This window comes from Bradyrhizobium sp. RDM12 (assembly GCF_051917485.1).
GTDB lineage: Bacteria > Pseudomonadota > Alphaproteobacteria > Rhizobiales > Xanthobacteraceae > Bradyrhizobium.
This window is the reverse complement of sequence record NZ_CM133064.1, coordinates 1,728,024-1,751,021: the sequence shown is the minus strand read 5'-3', so window position 1 is coordinate 1,751,021 and position 22,998 is coordinate 1,728,024. Positions and strand designations below refer to the sequence as shown.

General features: G+C 63.9%; 16 protein-coding genes and 5 pseudogenes. 4 read left to right on the top strand and 17 right to left on the bottom strand.

Features of this window, described 5'->3' with window-relative positions:
- Positions 1-126 precede the first annotated feature (126 nt).
- Positions 127-749, bottom strand: a pseudogene (locus tag ACTGJ9_RS08300) (GNAT family N-acetyltransferase).
- A 67-nt stretch (positions 750-816) separates the two neighbouring features.
- Entirely contained in the window at positions 817-1,020 is a 204-nt protein-coding gene (locus ACTGJ9_RS08295; protein WP_456676667.1) for a DUF1127 domain-containing protein, read from the bottom strand.
- 110 nt (positions 1,021-1,130) lie between these two features.
- Here ACTGJ9_RS08295 and ACTGJ9_RS08290 point away from each other — a divergent pair, with 110 nt between their 5' ends.
- Positions 1,131-2,030: a transcriptional regulator GcvA gene (locus ACTGJ9_RS08290; protein WP_456676666.1), complete on the top strand. Its 900-nt coding sequence runs from the start codon at positions 1,131-1,133 to the stop codon at positions 2,028-2,030.
- Positions 2,031-2,173: 143 nt separating this feature from the next.
- Positions 2,174-3,499: a tricarballylate/proton symporter TcuC gene (tcuC, locus tag ACTGJ9_RS08285; RefSeq protein ID WP_456676665.1), complete on the top strand. Its 1,326-nt coding sequence runs from the start codon at positions 2,174-2,176 to the stop codon at positions 3,497-3,499.
- Between the two features lie 118 nt (positions 3,500-3,617).
- On the opposite strand, the gene ACTGJ9_RS08280 is transcribed toward tcuC, so the two are convergent.
- From ACTGJ9_RS08280 to ACTGJ9_RS08270, 3 genes are read right to left on the bottom strand one after another with little or no spacing between them, the layout of a single operon-like run.
- Entirely contained in the window at positions 3,618-4,031 is a 414-nt protein-coding gene (locus ACTGJ9_RS08280; RefSeq protein WP_456676664.1) for a Rieske (2Fe-2S) protein, read from the bottom strand.
- Positions 4,031-5,140, bottom strand: coding sequence for an amidohydrolase family protein (locus ACTGJ9_RS08275; protein ID WP_456676663.1), 1,110 nt, complete (start codon positions 5,138-5,140; stop codon positions 4,031-4,033). The genes ACTGJ9_RS08280 and ACTGJ9_RS08275 overlap by 1 nt, the downstream gene beginning before the upstream one ends.
- A gap of 25 nt (positions 5,141-5,165) precedes the next feature.
- Positions 5,166-6,224, bottom strand: a complete 1,059-nt coding sequence (locus tag ACTGJ9_RS08270) for an amidohydrolase family protein (RefSeq protein WP_456676662.1) — start codon at positions 6,222-6,224, stop codon at positions 5,166-5,168.
- A gap of 170 nt (positions 6,225-6,394) precedes the next feature.
- Between ACTGJ9_RS08270 and ACTGJ9_RS08265 the strand changes: the two genes are divergently transcribed.
- Positions 6,395-6,877, top strand: a complete 483-nt coding sequence (locus tag ACTGJ9_RS08265; RefSeq protein ID WP_456676661.1) for a CinA family protein — start codon at positions 6,395-6,397, stop codon at positions 6,875-6,877.
- A gap of 185 nt (positions 6,878-7,062) precedes the next feature.
- Here ACTGJ9_RS08265 and ACTGJ9_RS08260 read toward each other — a convergent pair whose 3' ends face one another.
- The 12 genes and pseudogenes from ACTGJ9_RS08260 to ACTGJ9_RS08205 all read right to left on the bottom strand — a co-directional run bounded on the left by ACTGJ9_RS08260 (position 7,063) and on the right by ACTGJ9_RS08205 (position 21,084).
- Entirely contained in the window at positions 7,063-7,338 is a 276-nt protein-coding gene (locus ACTGJ9_RS08260) for a DUF1488 family protein (RefSeq protein WP_456676660.1), read from the bottom strand.
- Between the two features lie 84 nt (positions 7,339-7,422).
- Positions 7,423-8,036 (bottom strand): annotated as a pseudogene (locus ACTGJ9_RS08255) (tetratricopeptide repeat protein).
- A gap of 139 nt (positions 8,037-8,175) precedes the next feature.
- Positions 8,176-9,645 carry an AMP nucleosidase gene (locus ACTGJ9_RS08250; RefSeq protein WP_456676659.1) on the bottom strand — a complete coding sequence of 490 codons (1,470 nt, stop codon included), beginning with the start codon at positions 9,643-9,645 and terminating at the stop codon, positions 8,176-8,178.
- A gap of 172 nt (positions 9,646-9,817) precedes the next feature.
- Complete coding sequence (locus ACTGJ9_RS08245) at positions 9,818-11,152, bottom strand: HlyD family type I secretion periplasmic adaptor subunit (RefSeq protein ID WP_456676658.1); 1,335 nt, start codon at positions 11,150-11,152, stop codon at positions 9,818-9,820.
- Complete coding sequence (locus ACTGJ9_RS08240) at positions 11,149-12,897, bottom strand: type I secretion system permease/ATPase (protein WP_456676657.1); 1,749 nt, start codon at positions 12,895-12,897, stop codon at positions 11,149-11,151. The genes ACTGJ9_RS08245 and ACTGJ9_RS08240 overlap by 4 nt, the downstream gene beginning before the upstream one ends.
- Before the next feature lie 407 nt (positions 12,898-13,304).
- A pseudogene (locus tag ACTGJ9_RS08235) lies at positions 13,305-14,278 on the bottom strand (ABC transporter ATP-binding protein).
- Positions 14,275-15,690, bottom strand: coding sequence for an amidase (locus tag ACTGJ9_RS08230; RefSeq protein ID WP_456676656.1), 1,416 nt, complete (start codon positions 15,688-15,690; stop codon positions 14,275-14,277). Before ACTGJ9_RS08230 ends, ACTGJ9_RS08235 begins: the two are co-directional and overlap by 4 nt.
- Positions 15,687-15,884: a hypothetical protein gene (locus tag ACTGJ9_RS08225; RefSeq protein ID WP_456676655.1), complete on the bottom strand. Its 198-nt coding sequence runs from the start codon at positions 15,882-15,884 to the stop codon at positions 15,687-15,689. The genes ACTGJ9_RS08230 and ACTGJ9_RS08225 overlap by 4 nt, the downstream gene beginning before the upstream one ends.
- Positions 15,881-16,938: pseudogene (locus tag ACTGJ9_RS08220) on the bottom strand (ABC transporter ATP-binding protein). Before ACTGJ9_RS08220 ends, ACTGJ9_RS08225 begins: the two are co-directional and overlap by 4 nt.
- Positions 16,939-17,173: 235 nt before the next feature.
- Positions 17,174-18,074, bottom strand: a pseudogene (locus ACTGJ9_RS08215) (ABC transporter permease).
- Between the two features lie 205 nt (positions 18,075-18,279).
- The gene (locus ACTGJ9_RS08210; protein ID WP_456676654.1) at positions 18,280-19,233 is read right to left on the bottom strand and encodes an ABC transporter permease; all 954 of its coding nucleotides are present in this window, start codon (positions 19,231-19,233) and stop codon (positions 18,280-18,282) included.
- 192 nt (positions 19,234-19,425) lie between these two features.
- Positions 19,426-21,084, bottom strand: a complete 1,659-nt coding sequence (locus tag ACTGJ9_RS08205; protein WP_456676653.1) for an ABC transporter substrate-binding protein — start codon at positions 21,082-21,084, stop codon at positions 19,426-19,428.
- 212 nt (positions 21,085-21,296) lie between these two features.
- Here ACTGJ9_RS08205 and ACTGJ9_RS08200 point away from each other — a divergent pair, with 212 nt between their 5' ends.
- A complete protein-coding gene (locus ACTGJ9_RS08200; protein WP_456676652.1) occupies positions 21,297-22,892 on the top strand; it encodes an ABC transporter substrate-binding protein in 1,596 nt (531 codons plus the stop codon).
- Positions 22,893-22,998 lie beyond the last annotated feature (106 nt).

Here is a 22,998-nt window from a genome sequence, read left to right as displayed (position 1 = left end):
CATCGGCCCGCAAAACGCGCGGTAAAATGGATTCGGGTTCGCGCTACGCGCGCCCCGGAATGACGGTGTGGGGAGAAGACAAAAAAACACCCGGCTCTGGTTTCACCAGGCCGGGCTCGGAGTGTGTCAGACCGAGGCTGAGGGGCTATCGGCCTGACGGGAAAGTGCTGCGAGACGCCAGCTGGCGCAGGAATCTCTTTCGGCGCGACGGGGATCTCCTTGTCGAAACGCACCAGCTTCCAATCGTCGGGATGATTGACGAACGCGAAGCCGGATTTGCGCGCGAGCGAGATCATGGCCTGGTTGGAGCGCAGCGTGTCGCCAAAGATGTGCTCGGCGCCAAGCGCGGCGGCGCGGCATTCCAGATTCTTCAGAAGCGCAGTCGCAATGCCGTGGCCCTGCCAACGATCGTCGACCGAGAGGCCGAACTCCAGCGTCGAGGTCTCGGCATGAAAGGCGTAGCGCGACTCGGCAACGATGGTCTCGAAGCCGTCGACCATCCTGGTCGCGACCACGGTAAAGCGTTCGCGCGCGCCGACCTGAAGGAACTCGTGCAGCAGCCCCTTCGGCAACTCGCTGAGCGCACCGAAGAAGCGGTTGTAGCGGGAGCAGGTCGAGAGCGAGCGGAAATAGTGCTGAAGCTCCTCGGTGTCGCGCGGCTCGACGTAGCGCACGTTGATTGCGTCGCCCTGCCGGGTGCGCAGCACGTCCGAAAATTGCTTCAGGTCTTCCAGGCGGAGGGTGCTCATGACACGTGCCTCAAGAAAGAGGACCGCCGGCGCCCCTGTGATCAGGCGGCGCCGGCCTGGCGGCCAATCAGGCCCGCCAGAAGGGTTTCTCAGCCTCGGAGGCGATATCGCTCCAGGACAGGCCGACGTCGTGGAGATCGCGGTCGGTCCAGTGGGTCAGTTCACGACGGGTCCGGTAGCGCTCGTGCCAAACATGGAGGGTTTCGCCGACTTGGGAGATCAGGCCTGGTGCATGATGATTTGTCATCGAATTGTCGGTGCAAGTGGACATTTTCAGCTCCTTGAGCTAAATTTGACGCGAATATCCTCCTGTCCACGTGCTTCGACAAACGACAATTTGTACCCATTCGCATGAAATAACCTCATGTATCATGCTGCCAAATGACTGCCAGATTGCCCTCCCTGAACGGATTGCGGGCGTTTGAGGCCGCCGCGCGCCATCTCAGCTTCACGCTGGCGGCGGGCGAGCTGAATGTGACGCAGACCGCGATCAGCCATCAGATCCGTCGGCTCGAGGAGGAGCTCGGCATCCGCCTGTTCATCCGGCAGAACCGCGCGCTGGCGCTAACGCCGGAGGCGCGCGATTACCTGCCCGGCGTCCGCGCCGCCTTTAACGACCTCCGCCTTGCCACCGACCGGCTCTTGCGCAAGGACGGCGACAAGGTGCTGACGGTCTCGACCTTGGCCTCATTGGCCGCAAAGTGGCTGCTGCCGCGGCTGACCGATTTTCAGGAGGCGCATCCCGGCATTGACGTTCGCATCACTACCTCGACCAGCCTCGTCGATTTCCAGCGCGACGATGTCGACGCCGCAATCCGCTATGGTCGCGGCCAGTGGCCGGGCCTGCGCGCCGACTGGTTGATGGCGGACGAGCTGTTCCCGGTGTGCAGCCCCTCGCTGCTGCGCGGCGACAAGCCGCTGCGGCAGCCGGACGATCTGCGAGGTTATCCGCTGCTGCACACCTCCAACGCCAACAGCGACGACTGGCGGTTGTGGCTGACGGCGGCGGGCCTGCCGGCCGACATTGCCAAGCAGCCCGGCATCACCTTCGACATGATCTTCATGACCATCCAGGCCGCGATCGACGGCATCGGGGTCGCGATGGGACGGACCTCCTATGTCAGCGACGATATCGCCAAAGGCCGGCTCGTGGTCCCCTTCAAGATCGCGCTGCCGGCGGACGCCGGCTTTTATCTGGTCTCGCCGGAAGGCCGCCGCGAAGCACCGAAGCTCGCCGCGTTTCGCCAGTGGATGATCGCTGCAACGCAGAATAAAGCGTGAAAAATCATCAGCTTCCGCAGTGAAATGGGTTGACTCGCAACGTCGCGCGGGAGAGGGGTTAGACAGATTGTCACAGCAACAATCTGTCGCCTTGCCGTGAAAATGAATTCCGGTCCGGCCACGCCTTCCAGGGAGTAACGTCAATGGCTGGACCAGCAACTAATCCGCCCGCAATCAAGTCGCGCATCGGCGCGATCCTGCGCGCCACGAGCGGCAATTTCCTCGAACAGTTCGACTTCTTCCTGTTCGGCTTCTATGCCGCCGCGATCGGCAAGGCGTTCTTCCCCTCGACCAACGAGACCGCATCGCTGCTCAACACCTTTGGCGTATTCTGGCTCGGCGCGCTGATGCGCCCGGTCGGCGCGATCGTGCTCGGCGCCTACATCGACCGCATCGGCCGTCGCCAGGGCCTGATCGTGACGCTCGGCATCATGGCCATCGGCACGGTCGTGATCGCGTTCTGCCCGAGCTACGCCACGATCGGCATCGCAGCACCCGTGATCGTCCTCGTCGGACGCCTGCTGCAGGGCTTCTCCGCCGGAGTCGAACTCGGCGGCGTGTCGGTCTATCTCGCGGAAATCTCCACACCCGGCAACCGCGGCTTCTACACCTCGTTCCAGTCGTCGAGCCAGCAGGTCGCGATCTTCGTGGCCTCGATCCTCGGCTATCTCCTCTCCGAGGTGATGCCGGCCGACACGGTCGCAGCCTGGGGGTGGCGCATTCCCTTCTTCGTCGGCTGCATGATCATTCCGCTGATCTTCTTCCTGCGGCGCACGCTGGAGGAAACTCCCGCCTTCCTCGCGATGAAGAAGCATCCGACCGCGAACGAGGTATTCGCCTCCGCGCTCGCCAACTGGCGTATCGTCATCCTCGGCATGATGATCGCCGTCTTGACCACGACGACGTTCTACTTCGTCACCGTGTACACGCCGACCTTCGGCAAGACCGTGCTGAAACTGTCGACGCAGGATGCGCTGCTGGTCACGTTGCTGGTCGCCGTCACGAATTTCATCTGGAATCCGGTCGGCGGCGCACTGTCCGACCGGATCGGCCGCAAGCCGGTGCTGCTCGCCATCGCCACCCTGGCGCTGCTCACCGCCTATCCGGCACTGAGCTGGCTGGTGGCGGCGCCGACCTTCGGCAAGCTGCTCGCGGTCGAGATGATGTTCTCGTTCTATTTCGGCATGTATAGCGGCACCATGCTCGGTGCTCTCGTCGAGATCGTGCCGGCACATGTCCGCACCACCTGCTTCTCGCTCGCCTTCGCGCTCGCCGCAGCCCTGTTCGGCACCTTCACGCCGTTCGCCTCGACCTTGCTGATCGAGCACACTGGCGACAAGGCGTCGCCCGGCCTTTGGCTGATGTTCGCGGCCGTGCTCGGCATCATCGCCGCATCGATCGTCTATCGCGGTGGCCGCCAGGCGGTGACGACATATGATACGGCGGCCGAGCCAGTGGCGGGACACTAGGCGTTGTCATTCCGGGGCGCCCGAAGGGCGAGCCCGGAATCCATTTCTCCCAGCATTCCTGTCGCACAATGGATTCGGGCTCGATGCTTCGCATCGCCCCGGAATGACAGCAGGGGCTTTACAATTCCACCACCACGTAATCGCTCTCGACCTTCACCGTGACAGTCTCGGCGACATACGGGCCCTTCACCACGCTCGGACCCGGCTCGACATGGGCCGGATAGGCCTTCACGCGGAAGCGACGGGGGTCGCAATAAGACTGGCCGGTGCGGATGTCGAACTCCCAGCCGTGCCAGGGGCAGCGAATGATCTCACCGAGTTTCGTGTATTCGATCTCGCCGGGATCCTTGGACTGCGCCAGCCCGATCAGCGGACCTTCGCATAGCGCCGCACCCTGATGCGGGCAGCGGTTCATCAGGCCGAAATACTCGCCCTTGATATTGAAGACCGCGATCGGCCGGCCATTGATCTCCAGAAATTTTCGCGTGCCCGGCGGAAGCTCATCCACCGCGGCAATCACATGCCGCGCCATCAAGCTATTCCGTACAGCTTTTTGGCATTGCCGAGATAAAACGCCTCGCGGTTGGCCTCGCTGACACCTGCCGGCAGCACGCGCGAGGGCTCATCATAGTCCCAATGCGGATAGTCGGTCGCGAACAGCAGCCGGTCCCAGCCGATCCAGTTGATGACGTCGAACAGATCCTCGCGCCGCTCCGGATCTTCCATCGGCTGCGTGGTCCACCACACCTGCTCCCGGATATATTCCGACGGGGGCCGTTTGACATGCGGCACTTCGCTGCGCAGCCGCTGCCACACCTTGTCGAGCCGCCACGCCAGCGACGGCGCCCAGCCGAAGCCGGCCTCGATCATCACCATCTTCAGCTTCGGGAAGCGCTCGAACACGCCTTCCAGCACGAGGCTCGCCAGCGCCGATTGCTGGCACTGCGAGTGTCCCACCATCTCCTCGATGTAATAGGACGGCCAGCCCGACGGCGTAATCGGATTCCCGCCGAAGCCGAAAGCATGCACGCCAACCGGAAGACCCGCCTCTTCCGCGGCCTGATAGATCGGCCAATAGCGGCGCTGGCCGAGCGGCTCGACATTGCGGCTGAGCAGCAGCACCTGGACAAAGTTCTTGTCGCCGGCGCGCTCGCGGATTTCGGCCGCGGCCGACAGGCCATCCTCATTGCCGACGACGATCGAGGCCTTCAGCCGCTTGTCCTTGCTGGTCCATTTGTCGATCTGCCAGTCGTTGATGGCTGAGCACAGCGCGGCGGAGAGCTCGTGATTGCGGATGCCCTGCCCGGTATTGAGCGGATTGAGCACGCCTAACTGCACATTGTTGGGATCGAGCAACTGCGTCTGCATGAAGGAGAGAGATGAGCCCTGCGGGCCGCCCTCCGGCGGATAGGCATCGCGGCGCGAGGCATTGGGCTGCGCCTTCGGATAGGGCGGGCCTTCCATCATGCCCTGATAGGCATGAACGCCGTAGATCTCGAGATGATGCTGCCAGCGTTTGGCGAGATAAGGATACAGCTCGGTGCGGGTCGCGCGCGCCGGATGGATGTCGCAGTCCGCTATCGCGGTCTTCGTCGTCAAAGGGGAAGAAGCTTCTGTGCTCTCGCGGAACTGGATATTCATCGCCTTGCCTCCTTTGGCAGCGGGCTCACGTCAGGCGGGGATAGGTTGCATGCGGATTGTCGATCATGATCTTGCGCACGAGATCGGGGGACAGACCTTGAGGCAGCGCGTCCAGGCCATCGAACTGCCAGTGCGGATAGTCCGTGGAGAATAGGACCAATTCGTCGGACTGCATATGCTCAAACAGGCGAATTAATGTCGCTTCGTCCGGAGGCGCATCAAATGGTTGTAACGAGAAGCGGATGTTGCTGCGCACAATTTCCAGCGGCGCGCGATCAACCCAGGGCGTCTCCATCCGCACCCCGCGCCAGAACTTGTGCAGGCGCCAGAGAAAGGGCGAGATCCAGGAGACGCCGGACTCCAGCATGACCATCTTCAGCCGCGGATATTTGGCAAACACGCCCTCGACGATCAGGCTGGTGAGCTGGGTCTGAAATGCCTGAGCCTGACCGACATAATCCTCGATGTGATAGGACCCCCATCCCACCGCGGTCGGCGGGTTGTGATAGGCGGAACCGGCGTGAATCCCGACCGGGAGCTCGTGTCGTTCAGCCGCCTCATAGATCGGCCACAGCGCGCGCTTGCCGAGCGGCGTGTCACCCATCACCAGCATCAACACCTGCACGAAGCGCCTGTCCTGGGCGCAGCGCTCGATCTCGGCGACTGCCTTCTCGACGCTTTGCGTCGGGATCACGATCGAGCCGCGCAGCCGGGAATCGCGATCAAGCCATTCCTTCGCGAGCCATTCGTTCAACGCGCGGCAGAACGCGGCCTGCAAATCTTCCGAAAACACCATCTGCACGCCGTAAAGCGGGTTGCAGATGGCGTGCGTGAGCTGGAAGGGATCGAGCACATGGCGCTGCATATCCTCCAGGCTCTCACCCGGCTTGCCATTCCCGGGACGCCAATCGGGCCGCGCCACGATCGGCGAGTTTTTCGGGTAGGATTGCGAGACGAGATCGACCATGCCGCGCGTCGTCACCTGATCGCGCCAATAGTCGTTCAGGTACGGCAGCAGGCTGGTCAGGTGCGGTACGGCCGGATGCACGTCGCAATCCACCCCGCCGGCGATCAGGGACACCATGACGTCTCTCTTCCTACGTTTCCTCGTCGTGCCTTGTTGCGGCCGGCGCTTGGCCGCTTCGCCTTGTCCGCCATTCAAGCAGGCCTGCCCTCCGCCCGCAACTCGGCCAAGGCTTCTGTCATATGCTAGGAAGGCGGAGCTCAGTTGCGAAGGGACAAGGGGTGATCGGGATGAAAGAGCTCATCGGCATTGCGGAACTGGTCGCGGCAAAACTGAGCGCGCGCAAGCAAAGCATTTCGGTTGCGGAATCTTCGACCGGCGGCCTGATCGCGGCGAGCCTCCTCGCGGTGCCCGGCGCCTCCGCCTATTTCCTCGGTGGCGCGGTGGTCTACACCCGCCACGCCAGGCGTGTTCTGATGGATATTTCGGACGAAGGAATGAAGGGCTTTCGATCCTCCTCGGAGCCCTACGCGAAGCTTCTGGCCGAACAGATGCGCGGTCGCTTCAACTCCGATTGGGGCCTGTCCGAGTCCGGTGCAGCCGGCCCGACCGGCAACCGCTACGGCGACGCCGCCGGCCATAGCTGCATGGCGGTGTCGGGTCCCGCGGCTGAGGTGATAACGCTGGAGACGGGCAGTAGCGATCGGTTTGCCAACATGCAGGTGTTCGCGGCGACGGCGCTGAAGCTGTTGTTGAAGAAGCTGGAGGGGTGAGCTGCTGGGCTTCTCGAAAGAGGGGGAAAGCCCTCGCCTCAATTTCAGTGTCGTCCTGGCGAAAGCCAGGACCCATAACCGCAGGGAGGCGTTGGGCGACGGCTGGTCGTTCGGGACTAGCACTTCGCACCATCGATGGAATTCGCGGTATGGGTCCTGGCTTTCGCCAGACGACGATGGGGGCATCACCTTCCCAAATGCCGCGTAAAAATCCGCACCACATAGCCCTTGAATCGCGGCGCCTCGTCGTAGAGATTTGAGGCCAGCCGCTCAATCGTCTCGCGCAGCGACATGAACTGTGCCTGCCGTGCGCTGCTTTCGGTACCCTGCATGCCCGCAAGCTCGTCCATCGCGGCATCGCTGATCTGGCAATGCACGACGTCGCCGTCATTCGTCATGGTGAAGCGAAAAGCCAGCCGTTCGAGGTCATGGCCGATGATCTTGTCGCGCGTCAGCGGCATCCCATTGTCCCGTTCGTACCCCCGAACGGGACAATGCAAAATCCGGCGGCTTGTCACCTTAGCCGCAAGGCGCGTCGTGGCCCCCTAATAGGCGAGCGCAGTCCCAGTCGGCTTCTCCAGTGCCGCGGCCAACGATTTGTACTCCTCGCAATCCGTCCCGCAGACCGCTGCGATCCGGTTCAGATGATAGAGCGCCTGCTCGCGATTGCCGCGCTCGAGTTGCGCCACAGCCCGTAATACTGCCACGTCAGGACGTGGTTCGGATCCGCCTTCAGCGCGCGCTCGTACCAGACCTGCGACTGCTCGTAATCGCCAAGCTTGCGGTAGGAGTAGCCGATGAGATTGGCGACGTTCGGATGGTCGTCATGGCCAAGCGACTTCAATTGCGCAATCGCGTTCGCATAGTCGTTGCGCTGGTAGATGGTGTCATAGGCCAGGCGGTAGCCGGTCGCGAATGCGGGATCGTCGATGCTGGACTGGTTGTTGGGCTTCCTGTTCTTTTGGGTGGCCTTTGTTCCCGAGCGCTTCGGATAGGCCGGTTGGGCCGTGCTTGGAGCTGAATAGGTGCTCGCAAAAGGATCCATGCCTCCGCCAGCTCCGCCACCGCCCCCTCCACCACCTCCTGCGGCATACGCCGGGGAAGCCAGCAGTGCCGCAAACGTTCCCAGAGTAACGAACCTGATCATCGTTTCGATCATTTCTGTCTCCTGTCTCGATCCAAGCGGCCCCGGACCGATTGATAACCCTGCGTTGGCTTCGATATTCCCTGACGCAGTGCTAACGAGACTCAACCGTGCGTAAGACAGCTCTCCTGCCCTTCCAGCAAAATTAAGCGCCCTACTGAAACGCGACTTCGGCAAAGCTGCGCAGCTTGCGCGAATGCAGCCGCTCTGACTCCTGCTGCTTGAGCCGTTCGAGCGCCTTGAGACCAATCTCGAGATGCTGGCCGACGCGGCGGCGGTAGAATTCGCTGGCCATGCCGGCGAGCTTGATCTCGCCATGGAGCGGCTTGTCGGAGACGCAGAGCAACGTTCCATAGGGCACGCGGAAGCGGTAACCGTTGGCGGCGATCGCGGCCGATTCCATGTCGAGCGCGACAGCGCGCGATTGCGACATGCGGCGAATAACCTCGGGCCCGGAGATCTCCCAATTGCGGTTGTCGACGCTCGCGACCGTACCCGTGCGCATCAGCCGCTTGAGCTCGAAGCCTTCCAGGCCGGTGACATCCTCGACCGCCTGCTCCAATGCGACCTGCATCTCGGCCAGAGCCGGGATCGGCACCCATAGCGGCAGCTCGCGATCGAGCACATGGTCCTCGCGCACATAGCCATGCGCCAGCACGTAATCGCCGAGTCGCTGGGTGTTGCGCAAGCCGGCGCAATGTCCAAGCATCAGCCAGGCATGCGGCCGCAGCACCGCGACGTGATCGGTGACATTGCGCGCGTTGGAGGGACCGGTGCCGATATTGATCAGGGTGATGCCTCGATAGCCTGATGTAACCAGATGGAACGCGGGCATTTGCGGCGTGCGGACGGGCGCATCTCGGGTCGTCGCGCCGCCGCTGCGCGTGATCACGTTGCCGGGCGCGACGAAAGCTTCGAGACCGGCCTCGCCGGATTCGAGGCGTTGTTGGCAGAGCTGCGCGAAGGCATCGACATAGAACTGGTAGTTGGTGAAAATGACAAAGTTCTGGAAATGCTCGGGATCGGTGCCGGTGTAGTGATAGAGCCGGCGCAGCGAGTAGTCGACGCGGGCAGCGCGGAACAACGACAGCGGCTCGGCCGCACCCGGCTGCAGCTCAAACGTGCCGTCGGCGATCGAATCGTCCATGGCGGCGAGATCAGGCACGTCGAAGGCATCGCGCAGCGAGCGCGTAACCGGCGAATTCTCGCTGGTGCTGATAGCGGCTTCGATGTTGATGTCGCGGCGATAGGCGAAGTGGATCGGGATCGGCTCATTGGACTCGCCGATCTCGACGGGAACGCCGTGGTTCTGGATCAGAAGGCCGATCTGCTCGGTCAGATAGGTCCGGAATAAATCCGGCCGCGTCACGCTGGTCTCGTGCACGCCGGGTCTCGCGACGAAGCCATAGGAAAGACGCGAATCCAACCGCGCATACGTCGCGGTGGTGAGGCGGACGAAGGGATAATAGGCCCGCACCCGCGTCGTGATCGCCTCGCCTGAGACATAGGCTTCGAATCGGTCGCGCAGGAATTTTGTGTTGCGCTCGTAGATTTCCTCAAGACGGGCGACGGCAAGGCCGGCGTCGGAGAAGGATTTTGTGGCGATGGAGGGAGGGGTCTGCATGGTTCGAACGCCGGGCTATTTGGGGCTTGAGTCGAACTATAGCAAAGAACAGGGATGCGTAGGGTGGGCAAAGCGAAGCGTGCCCACCGTCTTGAATCCCGCATGAAGAATGGTGGGCACGGCGCTTAGCCCCTTTGGCCGCCCGAGATCGAACCTGACGCGCTTTCGCGCGTCACTTCTCGCGGAACGCCCGCATGAACTGATCGTGCAGCGGCTTCAAGAGGTACGACAGCATGGTGCGATCGCCGGTCTGGACGAAGGCTTCCACCGGCATGCCGGGAATCAGCTTGGAGTCGCCGAGCTTGGCGACCTCTTCCGCCGACATCGAGACGCGGATGGTATAATAGCTCTGGCCCGTGCGCTGGTCCGTGGTGACGTCGGGCGAGACGCGGCTGACGACGCCGGTGAGCTCGGGCGTGGTGCGCTGATTGAAGGCGGAGAGACGCAGCAGCGTCTTCTGGCCGATCTGGAGCTTGTCGATATCGACCGGATTGACCTTGGCCTCGACCTGGAGGTCGTCGGCCTGCGGCACGATCAGCATGAGCGCATCGCCGGCGGTGACGACGCCGCCGACGGTGTGCACGGTCGACTGCAGCACCATGCCGTCCTGCGGCGCGCGGATGTCGACGCGCCGGAGCTGGTCTTCGGCCGCGACCTTGCGCTCGATCAGCTCGCCGCTCTTGTCGTTGGTCTCGCGCAGATCCTTGGAGACCTCGCTCACCATGTCCTTGTCGACCTGGATGATCTGAAGCTCGGTCTCGGTGATCTTGCCCTTGGCCTGCGCCCGCGAGGCGATGTACTGCGCGCGCTCGCCGTTGAGCCGGGCGGAGTCGCGCTCGAGCGTGGTCAGGCGCGAGATCTGCACCAGGTGCTTGTCATAGAGATCGCGCACGCCCGTGAGTTCCTGCTGCACCAACGAGATCTCCTTGTCCTTGGCTTTCTCCTGCGCGGAAAGACCTTCGATCTCCTCGTTGAGCTGCTGGATGCGCTCGCGGAGCTGGGCCTTCTGGCCGGCACGGCCGTTGACGCGGACGTCGAACAGCTTGGTTTCGGCAGACAGCAGCGCCTTGACGTCGGGATCGTCGCCGCGATCGAGCAGCGATGGCGGGAATTCGATCTTGTCGAGACCGCGCTGCTCGGCCTGAAGCCGTGCGGCGCGCGCCAGCGCGGCGTCGAGATTCTTGGTGACGATGGCGAGGTTGGCCTTGGTGACGGTGTCGTCGAGCCGCACCACGATATCACCGGCCTTGACCACGTCGCCGTCGCGAGCGCGCACCTCGCCAACTACGCCGCCGGTCGGATGCTGCACCTTCTTGACGTTGGATTCGACCACGATCTGGCCCGGCGCGATCAGCGCGCCGGAGATCTGCACCGTCGAGCCCCAGCCGCCGAGGCCGACGGCCAAAACCAGCACGATCGAGATCCCGAGGATCAAGTGAAAGCGGATCGACTCCCGCACCGTCCTGGACGCGGTGGGTTTTGGTCTGGCGACCGTCATCGTGCTCATGGTTTGGCCACTCCGCCTTCGCTGACGATCTTGATTGGCGCCGGCGGTGCGACGCGGGGCTGGAGCACCTGGGCGAGCACCTGCTCCTTCGGACCGAACGCCTGCATGCGCCCGTCGCGAAGGACCAGGATCTGGTCGACCGCCTCGACGCCGATCGGCCGGTGCGCCACCACGATGATGATGGCGCCGCGCTCGCGTGCGCTGCGGATCGCGCGGGTCAGCGCCTCGTCGCCTTCGGTGTCGAGATTGGAGTTCGGCTCGTCCAGCACGATCAGGAACGGATTGCCATAGAGCGCGCGCGCCAGCGCCACACGCTGGGCCTGGCCTGCGGACAGCGACGTGCCCTGCTCGCCGACTTGGGTATTGTAGCCCTCGCGCATCTTGATGATCATCTCGTGCACGCCGGCTTGCTTGGCCGCGGAGATGATGGCGTCGGAGGTCGCCTCCGGATCAAAACGGCTGATGTTCTGCGCGATCGTGCCGCCGAACAGTTCGACGTCCTGCGGCAGATAGCCGATGTGGCGGCCGAGCATGTCGGACGACCATTGATCGAGCGCCGCGCCGTCGAGCCGGACCTTGCCGCGGACCGGATACCAGACGCCGACCAGTGCGCGGATCAGCGAGGATTTGCCGGAGCCGCTCGGCCCGATCACGCCGAGGCCGTTGCCGGCTTCGAGCACAAAATTGACCTCCTGGACGATGAGGCGCTGGTCACCTGGCGCAACCATCGCCACGCCCTCGACCGAGAGGCGGCTGGTGGGTGCCTGCAACTGGGTCGGCGTCGCCTGCGCCGGCATCTGTTCCAGGAGGCGGCTGAGGCGGTGCCAGCTCTGCCGTGCCGCGACGAAGGACTTCCAATGCGCGATCGCGAGATCGACCGGCGCCAGCGCGCGGGCCGAGAGGATCGATCCCGCGATGATGATGCCGGCGGTCGCCTCCTGGTGAATGACGAGATAGGCGCCGACCGCGAGCACCGCCGATTGCAGCATCATGCGCAGCACTTTTGCGATCGCGCCGAGGCCGCCCGCGACGTCGCTCGCACGCTGGTTGCCGGCGAGGTATTTTTCGTTGGCCTCGCTCCAGCGCGCGTTCAGCCGGCCGGCCATGCCCATCGACACCAGCACCTCGGCATTGCGGCGGCTGGACTGGGCGAGGTCGTTGCGCTGGGCGGCAAGGCCCATCGCTTCCTTCGCCGGCTGGCGGGACAGGAATTCGGTGACCAGGGTCAAGCTGACCAGGATGATGGCGCCGACCAGCGCGGTCACGCCGATCATGACATGGAAGGCGAAACAGATGGCGAGATAAAGCGGGAGCCAGGGCAGGTCGAAAAACGCGCTCGGGCCCATGCCGCCGAGGAAAGAGCGGACATTGTCGAGATCGCGCAGCGGCTGCAGCCCCTCGTTGCGATTGCCGACCAGCAGCGGCAGGCGCACGATGGTGTCGAACACGCGCTTGTTCAGGGCCTCGTCTAGCGCGGTTCCGACTCGTCCCAGGATGCGGCTGCGGATCATGTCGAGCACGCCCTGCGCCATGTAGAGGCCACCAGCGAGAACGATCAGTCCGACGAGGGTCGGAATGCTGCGGCTCGGCAGCACCCGGTCATAGACCTCCAGCATGAAGATCGACCCGGTCAGATAGAGCAGGTTGATCATGCAGCTCATGAAGGCGACGCCGATGAACGCCGTGCGGCAGGCACGCAGCGCGTCACCGAGCTCTGAACGGCGGAGGCCGGGAACGGCTGCCATCAGTCTGATCACTTTCGGGTAAGGGGCAAAACCCCTGATTTCCAAAGCCCTGATTACAAAAGCAAATCGAGGCGTACGCGCCCCGCATTAATATCGGGTTCTCCCCGCGTGCAATGCAACCCAATTAATCCAGGCCTCGCCACATCTACCCCGGGCGGGCCGATGCGCAAGTCCGGTATTCCACAGTCTTTGCGGCTTTTTCGGGCAAAAACAATCGCCTTTCCCCAAGGCGCGCGGGACAGGCCCTTGGTTCCGATCGATCGAACCGGTTAGAAGCGGCCCCGCCGCGCACCAGCTACAGATGGCGGCGCCGATGGAACCGGCATGAGTGGGGTCTGAATGCTGTTCCCGGAGGGGCTGCTCAGACACGAATCGCGAAAACAACCCCATGCACAGTAGAGAATTCGCTACCTCGGGGCCGCCGGCTCCGCCAGCACGCACCGTGCGGCCCTTCCCGGCGCAACCTCCACATTCGCAGGCAATTGCTGGACGCAGCGCGGCTGCGCCACCGCGCAGCGGGGCGCGAACGAGCAGTTGCGGGGCTTTTCGGCCAGCGATGGCGGGGTGCCGGGAATGGTCTCCAGACGGGCGCCCCGCTTGGCGCCATGGATGGTCGAGGCGAGCAGGCCCTTGGCATAGGGGTGCATCGGGCTCCGGACGATGTCGCGCAGGCTGCCCTGCTCCACGATCTGGCCGGCATACATCACCGCGACGCGGTCGCAGATCTCGATCGCCACACCGATGTCGTGGGTGACGAAGATGACCGACATGCCGAACTCGCGTTGCAGTTCGCGCAACAGCAGCAGGATCTGGATCTGCACGGTGGCATCGAGCGCAGTAGTCGGCTCGTCCGCGAGCAGGATCTTCGGCCGGCAGGCGAGCGCCAGCGCGATCATCGCGCGCTGACGCATACCGCCGGACATTTCGTGCGGGTAGGCATCGAGCCGGCGCGTGGCGGAGGGAATGCGCACGACCTCGAGCATCTCCAATGCCCGCGCGCGCCCTCTGCGTAACTCTTGCCCTCGTGACGCACGACGCTTTCGGCGATCTGCGCACCGATGGTGTAGACCGGATCGAGCGCCAGTGCCGGCTCCTGAAAGATCATCGATACGGTCTGGCCGCGGAACGACGACAGCTCCTCGTCGCTCATCGCAAGCACGTCACGGCCCATGACGTCGACTTTGCCGGAAATCAGCGTGCGCTTCTTCGGCAGCAGCCGCATCAGCGCACGCAGGGTCACGCTCTTGCCCGAACCGGATTCGCCGAGCAGGCCCAGCACCTCGCCGTCGCCGAGTGAGAGATTGAGATCGTTCACGGCATGGACCGTACGCTCGCCGGTGAAGCGGATGTTGAGGCCTGATATCTCGACGAGCTTTGTCATGACGGCAGTTTCGGTACCCGATCGTGATAATCGGTGACGCGCTGGAAGGCGGCGCCGATGGTCAGCAAGGTCGCTTCATCGAAGGAGCGGCCGATCAGCTGCATGCCCACAGGCAGGCCACTCCTGGTGAATCCGGAGGGAATGGTGAGTGACGGCAGGCCCAAAAAATTCACCGGACGGGTAAACAGCGTCAGCCGCTGCAACAGCGCCGGAGCGTTCGGCCCGCCGCCGACGTCGCTCTCCTCGATGGTCGGCGCCGGCACCGGCGAGGCCGGTGCGATGATCGCATCCACACCAGCGGCCGCGGCATTGTGCGCGGCGAGTGCCGGGCCGCGCCAGCGCATCGCCTCGAGATAGGTAATGGCGGGAACGGCGAGGCCGTTCTGCAGCCGCATCAGCACCTGCGAGCCATAATCCTGCGGACGTTCGATCATCCAGCGCTTGTGGAAGGCGGCAGCTTCCGCCGCGAGCACGAGCTGACTCGCCGCGGACAATTGCCGCTGGTCCGGCAGCTCGATTGTGAGGATGTCGGCGCCCTCGCGCTTGAGCACCGCGATGGTCTCCTCCAGCACGCGCGCAACTTCGCTGTCGAGATCGTCGACATAGAACGACGCGGGCACGCCGATCTTGAGGCCCTTCAGCGAGCCCTTGGTCGCAGCGACATAGTCCGACAGCGGCTCGTGGCTCGTGGTGGAATCCTCGGGGTCCGGACCGGCCATCAGCGCCAGCAGCAGCGCGCAGTCTTCGGCGGTGCGCGCGAGCGGACCGACCGTGTCGAGCGATTGCGACAGCGGCATCGCACCGGCCCGGCTGACGCGGCCGACGGTGGTCTTCAGACCGGTGACGCCGCAGAAATGCGCGGGCATGCGGATCGAGCCGCCGGTGTCCGAGCCCAGCGCCGCATAGGTGAGCCGCGCTGCGACCGACGAACCGGAGCCCGAGGACGAGCCGCCGGTGATATGCGCGACGTTCCAGGGATTGCGCACCGGGCCATAATGGGCGTTGTGACCGGTCGGGCCATAGGCGAACTCGGCCAGATGCAAGGTGCCGAGACGGACCTGACCGGCGTCCTTCAGCCGCTGCAAGGCCGTGGACGTCACCGTCGGCACGAAATCGCGGCGGATCAGCGAGCCGCAGGTCGCGACGTGGCCGGCATCGTAGTACATGTCCTTGTGCGCGAGCGGCACGCCGTGCAAGGGACCGCGGACCTCGCCTTTGGCGAGCGCGGCGTCGGCGGCATCGGCCGCCTTCAACGCAGCTTCCGACTCGATCGACATGAAGGCGTTGAGATGCGGCTGCCACTGCGCGATACGGTGCAGCAGCGCACGCATCACCTCATGCGAGGACACCTGCTTCGTCGCGATCGCGCGCGCGACCTCGGTGAGCGTCATCAAGGCAGGTTCGGTGCTCATTTCGACACCTTCTGCGTCTGCGCGAGCGGATAGAGCGCGGGCTCGAGGTCGAACGGCAGCGTGCCGGCGATGGCGGCAAAGCCTTCAAAGGCGGGCCCGATGGAATTGGAGATGCGCGTCGCGATCTCCTCATTCACCGGGATACCGGCGACGTGCGCCGTCGCCTGGATTTCTTTGGTCGTTGGTCTCGTCATGCGATGTCCTCTCCCGGCGCGCGGCTATGGCCTGAACCCGGTATGGCCATGTAGCACGCGGCTTCGTGGCCCATTCTATCCACGGCAGTGAGCTTTGGTGCAGCATTTGCGCAGAGCGGCTCCGCAAACGGACAGCGGGTGTGGAAGCGGCAGCCCGCGGGCGGATCGATCGGATTGGGCGGATCGCCGGAGATCGGCGGCTTTTCGGTGCGGCTATCAGGATCGGAGGACGGCATTGCCGCCAACAGGGCACGCGTATAGGGATGTACGGGGCTGTCCCAGACCTGGTCGACCGGTCCGAGCTCAACGACCTCGCCGAGATACATCACCAGCACGCGATCGCTGATGTAGCGGACGACGTTGAGGTCGTGGCTGATGAAGAGATAGGTCAGGCCGAACTCGCGCTTGAGGTCGGCCAGCAGGTTGAGCACCTGCGCCTCGACGGATTTGTCGAGCGCGGAGACGGCTTCGTCCAGGATCACCAGCCGCGGCGAGAGCGCGAGCGCACGTGCGATGTTGACGCGCTGGCGCTGGCCGCCGGAGATCTCGTGCGGATAGCGGTTGCCGAAGTTTGCAGGGACCAGGCCAACCTTGCCGAGCAGCTCGCGGGCCAGCGCGCGTGCCGCGCCGTCAGCCATGCCGTGAACTTTCGGGCCAAAGGCGATCGATTCCTCGATGGTCAGGCGCGGATTGAGCGAAGCGTAGGATCCTGGAACACCATCTGCATGCCGCGCCGCAGCTCGCGCAGCGACAGCGACTGCCCGACGGTCATGCCGTCATAGATGATGTCGCCGGTATTGCGCGGCATCAGGTGCATCAAGAGGCGCGCGGTGGTCGACTTGCCGCAGCCGGATTCGCCGACGATGCCGACGGTCTCGCCCTTCGCCACCGAGAAGGAGACATTGTCGACCGCGCGCACGGTGCGCTTCGCGGCGAACAGCCCGCCACGCACCGGAAAATGCTTGGTGAGGCCATTGACCTGGAGCAACGGCTGCGCGACGCCGCCGACGTCCTCGATCGGCTCCAGCATGGCGATTGGTTCTGTTGTCGTCATGGGCGCCGTCCTTCACCTCTCCCCATCGGGGAGAGGTCGGCGCGAAGCGCCGGGTGAGGAGCGGCAAACTCGGTAGAGCGTAACCCCTCACCCGGATCGCATCTGACGATGCGACGTAGCCGAAGCATCTCTTCGGCGTTCTTAAGAACGGCCGCCAAAGGCGGCCTATGCCTCTCCCTCCGGGAGAGGTGTGGCACCGCCACCGCCGCGGCGAACTGCGTGTTTATCGCCATCGCTAGTTCCTGATGTCCATGGCGCTGCGCAGGCCGTCCGAAAGCAGGTTGAAGCAGATCGAGACCGCGAAGATCATCGCGCCCGGCAATGCTGCGACCCAGGGTTGACGTAGATCGCCGTGCGAAGCGTATTGAGCATCAGGCCCCATTCCGGCTCCGGTGGTTTTGTACCGAGACCGAGGAAGGAGAGACCGGCCGCCAGAATCATGGAGACCGAGATCAGGCTTGTCGCATAGACGAAGATCGAACCCAGCACGTTGCCGAGGATGTGCACGCGCATGATGGTGAAGGGCCCGGCGCCGGAGGCGCGCGCGGCCTCGACGAAATCCATGTTGCGTACGCCGGTGGTGACGCTCTCGGCGACGCGGGTGATCTGCGGCACGAACACGACCGTCAACGACACGATGGAATTGAGGATACCGGCGCCCAGCGCGCCGGAGATCGCGATCGCCAGCAGCACGGAGGGGAAGGCGTAGAACACGTCGATCGTGCGCATGATCGCGGTGTTGAGCTTGCCGCCGACATAGCCGGCGACGAGGCCGAGCGAAGTTCCGATGCAGAAGGCGAGAACGACAGGCAAAATGCCGATCACCAGCGACAGCCGCCCGCCATAGATCAGCCGCGCCAGCATGTCGCGGCCGAGTTCGTCGGTGCCGAGCGGATAGCCGACTGTGCCGATGTGGCGCAGGCGGCGGATCATAGAGCCCTTGTAGGGTCTTCAAGCCCGAGCCACGATGCAAGGATTGCGGAGACGAAGATCAGCACCAGCACCAGCGCACAGGTCATGCTGACCTTGTCGCGCAGGATGCGCCGGCCGACGGTCGCCCAATAGCCGCGCGCCTTGGTCGCGGGCGCGGCCTGAAGCGCGGCATCTGCGGTCGCGGACAATGGCAGCTCGCTCATCGGCGGGCTCCCAGCAGGCTTTGGTGCAATCGGTGCACGCCAGGAACGCAGTGTACCTCTCCCGCTTGGGGGAGAGGTCGGCGCGAAGCGGCGGGTGAGGGTTCTGTCCTCTGGGGGTTCTCGATTGCGGAAAGACCCCACCCCAGCCCTCCCCGCAAGCGGGAGAGGGGGCACCTTTCGCGTGGCTACAGCTAGGCTCATCCCTCTAGCCCCGCTTGATGCGCGGATCGATCGCGGCTTGCGCGATGTCGACCAGCAGATTGAGGAAGACGAAGAACAGGGCCAGCACCAGGATCGTGCCCTGCAACAGCGGCAGGTCGCGCTGGAAGATCGCGGAGTTGAGCAGGAAGCCCGAGCCCGGCCAGGAGAACACGGTCTCGATCAGGATCGAGCCGCCGAGCATGTAACCGAGTTGCAGCCCCATCACGGCGAGCGCGGTCGGCGCGGCATTCTTGATGACGTGGCGGAACACGCCGGTTTCGCGCAGGCCTTTGGCGCGCAATGCCTCGACGAAATCCTGCGAGAGGATATCCCCAGTGAGCGCGCGCACGGTGCGCGTGACGATCCCCATCGGGATTACCGACGTCGTGATCGCCGGCAGCACGAGATATTTGAGATGCTCCCAATCCCAGGCCCAGGCGGCCGAGCCGCCGGGCCCGGCGCCGACCGCGGGCAGCCAGTTCAGCTCCACCGAGAAGATGATGACCAGCACCATGCCGAGCCAGTAATGCGGCACCGACACGCCGGCGATCGCAAAGGAGGTCGCGAGCTTGTCGATCCAGGTCTCGCGGAAATAGCCGGCGATCAGGCCGAGCAGGATGCCCATGGTGAAGCCGATGATGGCCGCCGCAATCGCCAGCGTGACGGTATTGGCGACCGCGCGCATGACTTCGGCGAGCACCGGGCGCCCGGTCGCGATTGAATTGCCGAGATCGCCGTGCAGCGCGCGCAGCAACCACAGGCCGAACTGCACCGGCAGCGGCCGGTCAAAACCGTAGGCAGCGCGGAGCTGCGCGGCAAGCTCCTGCGAGGCATCGGCCGGCAGCACCGCGACCAGCGGATCGCCCGGCGTGATGTGCACGAGCAGAAAGCACACCAGCGCCACGCTGATGACGATCGGGATGACATAGACGATACGTCGGACGATGTAGGCGAGCACTTTGCTTCTTTTCTTCCCTTCTCCCCGTGTGGGAGAAGGTGGCGCGCAAGCGCCGGATGAGGTTGGATCCGCGGATACAGACGCTTCAGTTGAACGAGGGGAGCTCGCGGAGAGACCCCTCACCCGGCTTCGCTTCGCGAAGCCACCCGCTCCCACAAGGGGAGAGGGTGCACCGAGTTGGTTGCTAGCACCTCACGGCGTCATCGAAATCGGCGAGAAGTCGATGAACCAGCTCTTCGGCTGGATCACGCCGGTGACTTTCGGGCTCATCGCGCGCGGGCCGACGTCGTGGGCGACGTAGAGGAAGGCTGCGTCATCGACGGAGGCCGCGTGCAGTTCGGCGAGCGCGGCGTCACGCGCGGCGGGATCGAAGGTCTGCCGCGCCTTCTTCACCAACTCGTCGAACTTGGGATTGTTGATATAGCCCCAATTGTTCGAGACGGGAGGGGCCATGCTCGATTGCAGGAAGCGCACCAGCGCGAAGAACGGGTCCATCGCCGCGTAGGTGACGTTGGTGGCGTTCGAGCCGTTGGCTGACGGATCCTTGGCGCCGCGGCGCCAGTTGGTGAACAGCGTATTCCACTCGATGACATCGAGCTGCACGTCGAAATAGCATTCGGCGAGTGCCTGCTGGAGATATTCGTTCATCGGCAGCGGCTGCATCTGGCCCGAGCCCGAAGCCGAGGTCTGGATTTTCACCGTCAGCTTCTTGTTCGGACCAAAGCCTGCCTCCTGCATCAGCTTTTGCGCAGCCGGCTTGTCGTACTTGATCTCGAAGGTCGGCTTGCCGCGCCAGGGATGGCCGGGCTCGAAGGTGCCGGTCGCCGGCACCATCAGCCCTGCAAGCAAGCCGTCCTTGAGACCCTCGCGATCGACGCAGAGGTTGGCGGCCTTGCGGACGCGGATGTCGTTCCAGGGCGAGCCTTCGACGCGCGAGAACTGCCAAGGCCAGACATGCGGCTGCTCGTTGGCGTAGAGCTTGAATCCGCGCTGCTTGAGCTCGGGCAGCGCATCCGGCGCCGGCGCCTCGACCCAATCGACCTGTCCGGACAGCAGTGCTGCGGTGCGCGCATTGGCTTCCGGCATCGGCAGGAGCACCATCTTGTCGATTTTGGGCACGCGGGCCTTGTCCCAATAGTCCGCGTTCTTGACCAGCTCGAGCCGCTCGCGCGGGGTGAAGCTCGCCATCTTCCACGGGCCTGTGCCCGCGGCGTCCCTGGCAAAGGCGGTCCAGGCGGACTGCGACTTCGCCTTGGCGTCGGCGCCTTCCGCCTTGTCATAGAAGTGCTGCCACTTCGCCGGGCTCGCTATGAAGAGGTTGGTGAGGTTGATCGGCAGGAAGCTGTCGGGCTCTTTGGTGGTGAGCTCGACGGTCATGTCGTCGATCTTCCTTGCGGACGCCAGCGTCGGCATGCGCGATGCGGTCACGCCGACCTGGCTGGCGTCGAATTGCGGCGCGTCCTGCTTCAGGACCTTGTCGACGTTCCAGACCACCGCGTCGGCATTGAACGGCGTGCCGTCATGGAAGGTGACGCCGGGGCGCAGCTTGAATATCCATTTGGTCTTGTCGGCGTCGTCGACCTTCCACTCGGTGGCAAGCCCTGGGATCACCACGCTGGCCTTGTCGGCAGACGAGAGATCCCAGCCGGTGAGTGCGTCATACATGGTGACGCCGGTGAAGCGATTGCCTTCAAAACCCTGATCGGGCTGACCGAGCGTGCGCGGAATATCGGCAGCCGTCATGCCGATGCGCAGCACCGTTTCGGCACCGGCCGCGCGCGGCCACGCGGCCGCAGTCGTCAGGGCCAGCGCTGCAATCAGCGCCGCGCGCGTCGTTGTCTTGATAAGCATTGCCTCAGTCCTCTTCCGGCTTTCGATGATTAATTTTGATGCAAACGTATGCAATGCGTATGCCAATGGGGAAACTTATTCTGCAAATAGCCCCTGCGACGACAAGTCCTTGTGATCGCGCGCGTGCATAGGCACCAAGCTGCCTATTCTGGCATCAAGATTGCAGGTTTGGCCCTGACTTTCGCTTGAGTTTTCTTTGGGAGCTTTGGGCCATGCGTATCCGACTATCAACTTGTCTCGCCGTGCTTGCGCTGGCGTCATTTGCAATCCCGGCGCGCGCCGAAACGGTGGTGCGCTACGGCATCTCGATGGCGGACATTCCGTTGACGACGGGCCAGCCCGACCGCGGTGCCGGCGCCTATCAGTTCACCGCCTATACGATCTACGATCCGCTGGTGGCCTGGGAAATGGACGTCGCCGATCGCCCGGGCAAGCTGGTCCCGGGCCTCGCCACCGAATGGAAGGTCGACGACGCCGACAAGACCAAATGGCGCTTCGCTCTGCGCAAGAGCGTGAAGTTTCACGACGGCAGCGACTTCAACGCCGATGCGGTGATCTGGAATCTCGACAAGGTGCTCAACGACAAGGCGCCGCAATTCGACAAGCGGCAGAGCGCGCAGGTGAAGACGCGGCTGCCTTCGGTGGCGAGCTACGCCAAGATCGACGACTTTACCGTGGAGATCACGACCAAGACCGTGGACTCATTCTTCCCCTATCAGATGCTGTGGTTCCTGGTGTCGAGCCCGGCGCAATACGACAAGCTCGGCAAGGATTGGGACAAGTTCGCGAGCCAGCCCTCCGGCACCGGCCCGTTCAAGCTGACCAAGCTCGTGCCGCGCGAGCTCGCGGAGCTCAGCAAAAATCCGGATTACTGGAACGCGAAGCGCATTCCCAAGGTCGACAAGATCGTGCTGGTGCCGATGCCGGAGGCGCTGACGCGCACCAACGCGCTGCTCGCAGGGCAAGTCGACCTGATCGAGACGCCGGCGCCGGACGCCGTGCCGCAGCTGAAAGCGGCCGGCATGAAGATCGTCGACAACGTCACGCCGCATGTCTGGAATTATCATCTGAGCGTGCTGCCGGGCTCGCCCTGGACCGACATCCGCCTGCGCAAGGCGCTGAACCTCGCGATCAACCGCGACGAGGTCGTCGGCCTGATGAATGGGCTGGCCAAACCCGCCAAGGGCCAGGTCGATCCCTCGAGCCCCTGGTTCGGCAAGCCAAGCTTCGAGATCAAGTACGATCTCGCCGCCGCGAAGAAGCTGGTCGAGGAAGCCGGCTACTCCAAGGCAAAACCGCTTAAGGCGACGTTTATCATCGCGCAGGGCGGCACCGGCCAGATGCTGTCGCTGCCGATGAACGAATTCCTGCAGCAGAACTTCAAGGAGATCGGCATCGATATCGACTTCAAGGTGGTCGAGCTCGAGACGCTCTATACGCATTGGCGGAAGGGCGCGGCCGACGAGATCAACGCCGGCATCACCGCCAACAATATCGCCTATGTCACCTCAGACCCGCTCTACGCGATCGTCCGCTTCTTCGCCTCCGACCAGATCGCGCCGGTCGGCGTCAACTGGGGCGGCTACAAGAACCCCGAGGTCGACGCGCTGATCAAGCAGGCCAAGCAGACGTTTGATACCGCCAAGCAGGACGACCTGATCGCGCAGGCGCATGCGCTGATCGTCGACGATGCCGCGCTGGTCTGGGTCGTCCACGACACCAACCCGCACGCGCTGTCGCCAAAGATCAAGCAGTTCGTGCAGGCGCAGCATTGGTTCCAGGACCTGACGACGATCGGGGTGGAGTGAGGGCGGCGCGCACTCAATGAACGCGGTCGTCTCAGCCTTGGCCTGGACGACCGCCGCGAGCTATTGCGCGCAAACGCCTCAACAGACTCGTCATTGCGAGCGGAGC